General features: G+C 60.3%; 8 protein-coding genes. All 8 read left to right on the forward strand.

Features of this window, described 5'->3' with window-relative positions:
- Positions 1-581: 581 nt before the first annotated feature.
- The 8 genes from cpaB to VFJ08_RS07005 are packed head-to-tail and all read left to right on the forward strand — an operon-like array spanning position 582 to position 8,028.
- Positions 582-1,469: a Flp pilus assembly protein CpaB gene (gene cpaB, locus VFJ08_RS06970; protein WP_324996474.1), complete on the forward strand. Its 888-nt coding sequence runs from the start codon at positions 582-584 to the stop codon at positions 1,467-1,469.
- Positions 1,470-1,484: 15 nt separating this feature from the next.
- Positions 1,485-2,861 carry a type II and III secretion system protein family protein gene (locus VFJ08_RS06975; RefSeq protein ID WP_324996475.1) on the forward strand — a complete coding sequence of 459 codons (1,377 nt, stop codon included), beginning with the start codon at positions 1,485-1,487 and terminating at the stop codon, positions 2,859-2,861.
- A gap of 16 nt (positions 2,862-2,877) precedes the next feature.
- Positions 2,878-4,722, forward strand: a complete 1,845-nt coding sequence (locus tag VFJ08_RS06980; protein ID WP_324996476.1) for an ATPase, T2SS/T4P/T4SS family — start codon at positions 2,878-2,880, stop codon at positions 4,720-4,722.
- Complete coding sequence (locus tag VFJ08_RS06985) at positions 4,719-5,570, forward strand: type II secretion system F family protein (RefSeq protein WP_324996477.1); 852 nt, start codon at positions 4,719-4,721, stop codon at positions 5,568-5,570. The genes VFJ08_RS06980 and VFJ08_RS06985 overlap by 4 nt, the downstream gene beginning before the upstream one ends.
- Positions 5,563-6,441, forward strand: coding sequence for a type II secretion system F family protein (locus tag VFJ08_RS06990; RefSeq protein ID WP_324996478.1), 879 nt, complete (start codon positions 5,563-5,565; stop codon positions 6,439-6,441). The genes VFJ08_RS06985 and VFJ08_RS06990 overlap by 8 nt, the downstream gene beginning before the upstream one ends.
- 7 nt (positions 6,442-6,448) lie before the next feature.
- A complete protein-coding gene (locus VFJ08_RS06995) occupies positions 6,449-6,802 on the forward strand; it encodes a DUF192 domain-containing protein (protein ID WP_324996479.1) in 354 nt (117 codons plus the stop codon).
- Positions 6,799-7,275: a tetratricopeptide repeat protein gene (locus VFJ08_RS07000; RefSeq protein ID WP_324996480.1), complete on the forward strand. Its 477-nt coding sequence runs from the start codon at positions 6,799-6,801 to the stop codon at positions 7,273-7,275. The genes VFJ08_RS06995 and VFJ08_RS07000 overlap by 4 nt, the downstream gene beginning before the upstream one ends.
- 3 nt (positions 7,276-7,278) lie before the next feature.
- Positions 7,279-8,028 (forward strand): TadE/TadG family type IV pilus assembly protein, encoded by a 750-nt coding sequence (locus VFJ08_RS07005; protein ID WP_324996481.1) that lies wholly within the window; start codon positions 7,279-7,281, stop codon positions 8,026-8,028.
- Positions 8,029-8,295: the final 267 nt, after the last annotated feature.

Genomic DNA, 8,295 nt, shown 5'->3' on the forward strand with positions numbered 1-8,295 from the left:
GCTGAATGGCGAAAATCACGCGTTGCACCACATTAAGCGTGGTGCCGTGAAACGGAAACGGCGTCAGCAGTATGACCAGCAACACGCCGGTGCCGAGGATGTATTCGACCGCGCCGACGCCGGCCTGGCGGCGCGGGGGCGTGTGCGGCCGGGGCATGATGACTACGCCTGTAAGATCGGAAGGTGCGGCGTCCGGCCGGCTACGCCGCGCATCCGCCGGCAGTCTTCCGAAATGGCGTTTTCAAACGGCATAGACCCCCTCCCAACAAGATCTACTACGCGCGCGATGCGCGGCGTGGCGTTTTTATCATTGCAATTTTATAGCAAGTTATGAGGGTTTTGAGAAGGAGCGTTGGCACTAATTAAGTAGATTGAATCAAGGCCGCATAAGGTTTATCCCTTCCCGTCGTCGTTGAAAAACCGACGAATCGATGATCCATTTTGGGGCTATGCGAACATTTGTCTAACAATGGTCAACCTGCGACTCTTCTCAAAAACGCTATAGTTTGTTAAAAAGGTAAAAGAAGTCGCGCGCCAATCGCTCCACCGGGTGTGCATTTCATCTCGAGTTGGGGGAATCGATGTCGTTTCGGGATGTAACAGGCTGGGTCCTGTTAGCTGTCGCCATTGCGTTTGGTGTGCTTGCTTTTTTCTTGATGCGCGGATATTTGTCCTCGCGTGAAGAGGCGATGCGCCTCGATCTAATGAGCGGTCGAGCGGAAACAACGCGGGTAATCGTCGCCAAACATAAATTGCAGGCGGGTGACGTCATCTCGGGGGCGACGGTGTCCGTGGGCAGGTTGCCCAGTCAATACGTGCCCAGCGAGGCGGTGGTTCCGGGCACTTTTGACAAGGTCAAAGGTAAGGTGCTGAACCGGGATATGGGGGCCGGTGAGACGCTGCAAAAAGACTTTGTCGCCGGTATGGTGATTGATCGGTTTTCCGACCTGTTGGAAGAGGGGCAGCGCGCAGTAAGCATTCAGGTCGCTTCTCTGCAAAATACCTCGGGCATGCTCTTGCCCGGCGATTATGTGGACTTATTTGTTTTGCTCGATGACCAGCCGAGTGCTGTCCAGCAGCGCTTGAAGCCGGTTTTGGGTCGGGTAAAGGTTCTGGCCGCGGGTGAGCATTCGTTGCACACTCATAATCAGTCATATCAGCATTTGCCCGGCGGAGGCGCGAAATACAGTCAGATTACCGTGGGCGTCTCCTTGGCGCAGGCGGAGCGTCTTGTGGTTGCGCGCGATGAAGGCCGGATTGTAGTTTTCCTTCGCAATGCAGAAGACAAAAGGCGCATTGCCGGCCTGTATCCGGCCGGCAATGCGCCTCAAGCCGAAGGTTACTGGTATAGCTCGGGAACGATACCGCAAGGGGAGCGGCGTCATTCGCCGAGACTGTCTGATGCCGGCACGCCGGCTCTAGGTTTATCGGCATTTCAGTTCGGGGCAGGTCAGGGCGCCGAAAAGTGAAACGATGGGGGTCGTATGCCAAGCGTTGAGCACACGCTTCAATTTCTTCGGCGTGGGCCGAACTCTTTCCAATTTATTCTTTGCGGGCTCTTGTTGGTGCTTTCGGGGGCTTTGGCGTCGAATGCGTACGCCGCCGAGAAGTATTTGCAAGTTCATGTCGGTTCGGTCAAGACCGTTCGGGTCGGCACCGTAAAGCGCGTGATCGTCGGTAACGATCAAGTGCTCAAGGCAGCGCCGATCGACAACGGCAATCTACTGCTGCTGGGCAAGGCCGCCGGTGTCACCGAAGTTTATGTTTGGACCCGGGGCGATCGGCGTCATGTTTACAGTGTTCACGTATATGCGAAGCCACAATACGACCGGTTGAGCCTGGTGCGTTCGATCATGGCGCCGTTTCCGAAAGTAAAGGTCGACCAGCACCTGGGCAAAACCATATTGACAGGGAAGGTGGATCAGCGCGACTTCAAACGTTTCCAGAATTTGACCAAGCAACTGGACAACGTCATATCGCTGGTCAAGCCGCAGCTCAATGTGGACATTCAAAAAAGCATCGCATTCGATGTCCGGATCGTTGAAATCAATCGTAGTTATGTGCGCAACCTGGGCGTGAATTGGAACGATACGGCGGCTGGGCCGGCGTTCGGTGTGGTTACCAACATCATTCCGAACAACGATTTCGGCGTGGTTTCGGCGATCGAGGGTGGCGCGGATATTGCGGGCGGCGGTTCTCTTCAGAATTTGCTGGGGCGGGTCGGCACCGGGACGACCAAGCTCACGGGCTACCTCGGTTTCACATCCACGTTCGGCTCGCAGTTGCAGCTTTTACAAAGCGAAGGCGTGGCGCGTGTGCTCGCGGCCCCGAGCCTAAGCACCATCAGCGGTGAAAAAGCGACGTTTCTGGCCGGCGGTGACTTGCCGGTGTCCACCATTAATCAATTCGGCTCGACAAACGTTCAATTTCGCCCGTACGGCATCCAGTTAGAGATTTTGCCTGTGATCGATCGGCACAATAATATCCGATCGACGATCACGGCCAGTATGAGTTCCATCGATAACTCGGTAATCGTCAACGGTATTCCCGGACTGCGCCGGCGCGAAACTTCTTCGACCATCACGGCAAGGCCGGGCGACACTATTATTATTTCCGGGTTGGTCAACGCATCCGAGAACACCAACATCGATGCGGTGCCTTGGTTGTCGGAAATACCGATTCTCGGCCAGTTGTTTCGCTCCAAGGACTTTCAACAAAACCGCACCGAGCTAGTGATCACGGTAACGCCGCGTATTCAGCAACCGAATACGCCGATTAGGCCCTCCCTGCAGGCGGCGTCGCAACATTTGAGCCATGTTCTCACAGGAAGCGACTTGCTTAATGAGGATCTGATGAAATAGTCGGCGAGGCTGAGTCATGGCGTTTCAAGTGCGAGTTGATACCGCGAAAGGTATGCATGTCGGCGATTATTTCATCGCCGAAGATAGCTGTCTCGTGGGTAAAAATCCCAGTAATGCGCTGGTATTGCACGGTTGGCGCCTGGATCGCGAACATGCGCGCATTATGCGCGAGGAACAGGGCCTGTTCGTGCAGGATCTGGGCAGCCGTATCGGGACCCGGGTCAACGGACAAAAGGTTGGCCGTTACGGCCCGATCGAGCGCGACGATGTCATCGAGATTCACGATTACCGATTGCGTCTGATGGCGAAGGGGCCCCGCACCAGGGTTCGTTCCGCGCGTGCGGACAACGAGGCCGCCCAGTCCGAGCCGTTCGCCGTCGAGTCGCCGGCAGAGCCCGACGAACGGCGCGCCGCGTCGCAAACGCCCCGTGCGCCCGGACCGAGCGCCGAGCAAGCACGCAAACCTTCGTTGCCGGCCGCCGCGCCGTCGCGGCCGGCCGAGCAGGGAAACCCGTCCGTGTCGGCGAAAACCGACTTGCCCGGCGGCGCGCTGGATCAATCGGCGTCGTTGTCGGAACATGCGCTATTGATGCATCACTGGCGCGCGCATCTGCGTCGTGCGTTGCACGACCAGATGGACCTGCGGCGTATCAATGTCAGCTCGATGTCCGACGACGAGCTGCGCACGCTCACCACGCAATTGGTGGGCGAAGTCATTGCCAAGCTGCGCGATTTGCCCGACACGGTCGACCGGGGCTTGCTCACCGAGCAAGTGGTGGCCGAGGCCGTGGGCCTGGGGCCCCTCGAACCGTTGCTTGCGCGCGAGGAAATCAGCGAAATCATGGTGAATTCGGCGCGCGACGTATTTTTCGAGCGCAGCGGCCGCATGTACAAATCCGATGTCACGTTCACGGACGATCAGACCATACAGGCCACGATCGAGCGGATCGTGGCGCCGCTGGGCCGCCGTATCGACGAAAGTTCGCCGATGGTCGATGCCCGCCTCAAGGACGGATCGCGCGTGAACGCGATCATTCCGCCGCTGGCCTTGAAAGGCCCGTGTCTGACGATTCGTAAATTCATGAAGGAGCGGCTGACGACCGAACATCTGATTCAATTCGGCTCAATCGATCAAGCGATGGTGGACTTTCTCGAGGTCGCCGTGCGCTATAAACGCAATATCTTGATTTCCGGCGGCACCGGCTCGGGTAAGACGACGTTGCTGAACGTGCTGTCCAATAATATTCCCTCGAACGAACGCATCGTAACAATCGAGGATTCCGCCGAACTGCAGCTGCATCACCCGAATCTAGTATCGCTGGAAGGCCGGCCGCCGAATCAGGAGGGCCGCGGGGAAGTCAGCATCCGCGATCTGGTTCGCAATGCGCTGCGCATGCGGCCGGACCGCATCGTGGTCGGCGAGTGCCGCGGCGGCGAAGCCCTGGATATGTTGCAAGCCATGAATACCGGCCACGACGGCTCGCTCACCACGGCGCACGCCAACAGCGCCCGCGACTGCCTGTCGCGGGTCGAGGTGATGGTGCTGATGGCGGGAATGGACCTGCCCACGACCGCGATCCGGGAGCAAATCGCCTCGGCCGTCAACATGATCGTGCAACAGACGCGCTTTCCCTGCGGCTCGCGCAAGATCACCAGCATTACGGAGGTGGTAGGCATGGAAAACGGTCGTATCCAGCTCGCCGAGGTATTTCGTTTCCGGCAGACCGGCTACGACGACGACGGCCGGGTGCTCGGCCACTACGAGCCCACCGGGCTGGTGCCTGAATTTTACGAAGAATTGCACCAGCGCGGCGTGGATCTCGATCTCAGTCTGTTCGATCCGGAGGCCGCGACCCAATGAGTATGGTGACCGTGCTCGGGCTCATGGCCGCCGTGCTGGGTGGCGCGGGGGCTTTTTTCGTCGGGCGCACGCTGGTCGGCGCCAGCGCCCGGTACCGCGAGACTTTTCAGGATACCGCGACCCAAAACCTGGAAGAGATGTTTCTGTTCATTCAGCCGCAGAAACTGTTTGCGATGAACGTGGTGGTGCTGGCGCTGATTTTCTGCAGCGTACTGGTGGTCAGCGGCAGCGTGTGGCTGGCGGTACTACTCTCGGCACTGGTGGCGGGGTCGCCGCCGCTGATTTACTGGTTTTTGCGCCGCCAGCGCCGCCGCCGCGCGGTTGCGCAGTTGCCGGACGCCTTGCTGGCGATCGCCACCAACATGAAAGCCGGTCTGAGCGTCAATCAAGCGCTGGAAACCACGGTGTCCTTCGAGCATCCGCCGCTGGGCCAGGAGCTTGCGCTGACGCTGCGCGAGTTGCGAGTCGGCGTGCCGTTCGGCGAAGCGCTCGATAACCTGTACGACCGGTTGCCGGAGGTCGAAGTGCAACTCGTGGTCTGTGCCATGAAGGTATCGCGCGAGATCGGCGGCAATTTGGCCGAAACGCTGGAGCGGATCGCGGATACCCTGCGAAAACGCCTGCAGATGGAGGGCAAGATTCGCAGCCTCACGGCCCAGGGCAAGCTGCAAGGGCTGGTGATGGTGTCGCTGCCGATTTTTCTGGTGCTGGCGCTCAGCCAGATGGAGCCCGCGGCGATGTACTACCTGCTGCACGCCTGGTACGGCTGGGCGACGATCGCCGTGATCATCGTCATGGAATTGATCGGCTACCACTTTATTCACAAAATCGTTTCCATCGATGTTTGACGCGCTCATGCCGAACTTGTTGGGTTTGCTTGCGGTTGCGGCCGCGTTGCTGCTGTTCGCCGCGCTGTGGGCGTTTCGTTCGAGCGTACGTAGCGCGGATCGCACGTATATGGACCCGCTCTCGTGGCAGGTGCGCCTGATATGGCCTCTGGCCGTTTTCGTGGCGCATTACTTCGGGCGCGTCCTGTCGACGGAATATATCCATCGCACGTATATCCGCCTACAGCGGGCGGGCTGGTCGTTTCATGTCACGCCGGAAGAATTTTTCGGGCTGCGCGTGGTCAGCGCCGTCGGCGCGTTGCTGCTCGGTGCATTCGGGCTGTGGCTCGTGGGGCGTCCGTACTGGCTGTTGCTGATCGTTTCTGCCGCGCTCGGCTTTATGTTGCCGAGCGTCAAGCTCAATGAATCGCGCAAGAAACGGGAACGCGAGATCATCCGTTCGCTGCCCACTTATCTCGATTTTATCGTGATGGCCGTCGAGGCCGGGCTGAGCCTGGCCGGGGCCCTGGTGCAGGCCACGGTGAACGGCCCGGAAGGCTTGTTCCGACACGAGTTGGAGCGCGTGAATCGCGACATCAAGGCCGGGGCCGGGCGTATCGAAGCGCTCGAGGGCATGGCCGAGCGGCTTGATCTGCGCGAGGTGACCGGTGTCGTGAGCGCGCTCTCACAGGCCGACAAGACCGGCGGTGATATTGGCCACACCTTGCGAATTCAGGCCGACCAGCAGCGCATCGATCGATTTCAGCGCGCCGAGAAGCTGGCGATGGAAGCGCCGGTCAAACTCATTTTTCCGTTGGTCGCTTTCATCTTTCCGACGACGTTTATCGTGCTCGCTTTTCCCATCGTGATGAAGCTGATTCATGGGGTTTGACTTATGCATGGCCTTTGAAAAAGGCCGGATCGAAAGCGAAGACGGACGCGTGCTGTTCGCCGCGGCTACTCGGCCGCTGGGTTTCTGGGCCAGAGCGCGAGGGCTGCTCGGGCGCAAAGCGCTAGCCGACGACCAGGCCTGGTGGTTCGAGCCCTGCGGCGCGGTGCACACCTTGGGCATGCGCGTCGCCATAGACATCGTCCACCTGGACCGCGCCGGCCGGGTGCTTCGTATTCGCCGGCAAGCCGGGCCGGCTTCGGTCTCCTGGGCGCCGGGTGGGCGCTGCGTGATCGAGACCGGCGCCGGGAATGCCGTGCGGGCCGGCATCCGGGCCGGTCAAGTGTTGAGGTTCGTCGTATGAAATTATGGGTGATCGTGTGCTGCTGCGTGCTGTTGTCCGCCTGCGTATCCACGCCGAGGACATCCGTCTCCAGGCCGGCGGCGAGGACCCGCCTACCGGCGGACAACGACCGGGCCGAGGTCCAGCGGACCATGAAGAAGGCGGCTCGGGCACTGCGCGACGCCCGGCTGACGGACGCCGAAATCCTGTACCGGCAACTCACCCAGACGCACCCGAACCTGCCCGAGGTCTGGCTGCGTCTGGGCAACGTCTATATGCGTGAAGCACAGTTACAGGCCGCCGTGCGAACCTATACCCAAGGCTTGCGGCACGACCGGAACGACGGCCGGCTCTGGTACAACCTGGCGCTCGCCCGCCTCAAGCAATCGGTGGATACGCTGGAAACATCCAGTAAGGTGCTGCCCGCCGACAGCGCATACCGGCCCCAAATTCGCGCGTTGCACAGTGCGTTGCTGGAAGCCGGTCAGAGTTAACCGATGGCCGGGCAACGGAAACAGCAAGGCCAGGGGAGCGTCGAGTTCCTGGTGATTTTCGTGCTGTTTCTGGCGCTGCTCGGCGGCGTATTCGAAATGACGCGCGTGTTTCGCACCAAGAACACGCTCAACACGGCGACGTTCGCCGCTGCCCGCGTCGGCGCACTGAACAACGCTCGACTCGCGCCCATGAACGCCGAACTGGCCAACGACATGGCGTCCTTGTTCGCGGCCGACGCGAACTCGGCCGGCGAGACCGAGACCGCGCTGGAGCGCGCCCGGGCCTTTGCCACGGCCCTGCGTGCGGCCGGCGGCGGCGTGCAGATCGTCAGCCCGACCCGGGCCGTCTTCGCGCAACTGCACAAGACGCAGTTCGTGCCCAACGCGAACGATACCGCCTTGCGAAAGATCGAAGTCATACCCAACGACAACCTGCGGGCGCGTGCCGGTACGGCGGCGAGTTTCAAAGTCGATGGCGATGTACACAAGATCAACCTGCAGGACGCCAATCTCCTCAAGATACGCACGCTCTGGTGTAAACGCCTGGTGGTGCCCGCTCTGGATGCGGTGATCTTCGCAATCGTCAACGCCGTGCCGTATCTGAATGCGCGCCAGCAGGTTTGCAGCGACATCAGCGGTGGCGAGAATGGTGGCGAGGGCGGGGCGGGCGTGGTCGACGGCTATTACATCGCGATCACCTCACAAGCAACAATAAGAATGCAAACTCCGGTGGTGGAAAATGACTTACCCTAGGGCCTGTTGCCGTTTCATACGGCCCCGCGTTGCGATCCCAAATCGTGTCAGTCAAGGCGCAGAGCGCCGACCGCAGTCATTCTGCGGTCAAGCTCTGCAACGCCGGATGGCGCGATTTGGGGCCGCAACCCGAAGGGCCGGTGGCCATTTGCCGCAATCCAGCGTTGCAGCGCGCTACGGTAGAATGACTACCGTACGCCCGCTGCGCCTTGTCTTGCGACAGCTCGAATACATTCGGGCGGCCGCCGGCGCGGCGTCGTATGAAGC

This window comes from Salinisphaera sp. (genome assembly GCF_035690525.1).
Classification (GTDB): domain Bacteria; phylum Pseudomonadota; class Gammaproteobacteria; order Nevskiales; family Salinisphaeraceae; genus Salinisphaera.

Excerpts from the sequence above, each read along its gene's own strand:
- cpaB (WP_324996474.1), top strand. The coding sequence starts at position 582 with ATGTCGTTTCGGGATGTAACAGGCTGGGTCCTGTTAGCTGTCGCCATT.
- VFJ08_RS06975 (WP_324996475.1), top strand. The coding sequence starts at position 1,485 with ATGCCAAGCGTTGAGCACACGCTTCAATTTCTTCGGCGTGGGCCGAAC.
- VFJ08_RS06980 (WP_324996476.1), top strand. The coding sequence starts at position 2,878 with ATGGCGTTTCAAGTGCGAGTTGATACCGCGAAAGGTATGCATGTCGGC.
- VFJ08_RS06985 (WP_324996477.1), top strand. The coding sequence starts at position 4,719 with ATGAGTATGGTGACCGTGCTCGGGCTCATGGCCGCCGTGCTGGGTGGC.
- VFJ08_RS06990 (WP_324996478.1), top strand. The coding sequence starts at position 5,563 with ATGTTTGACGCGCTCATGCCGAACTTGTTGGGTTTGCTTGCGGTTGCG.
- VFJ08_RS06995 (WP_324996479.1), top strand. The coding sequence starts at position 6,449 with ATGGCCTTTGAAAAAGGCCGGATCGAAAGCGAAGACGGACGCGTGCTG.
- VFJ08_RS07000 (WP_324996480.1), top strand. The coding sequence starts at position 6,799 with ATGAAATTATGGGTGATCGTGTGCTGCTGCGTGCTGTTGTCCGCCTGC.
- VFJ08_RS07005 (WP_324996481.1), top strand. The coding sequence starts at position 7,279 with ATGGCCGGGCAACGGAAACAGCAAGGCCAGGGGAGCGTCGAGTTCCTG.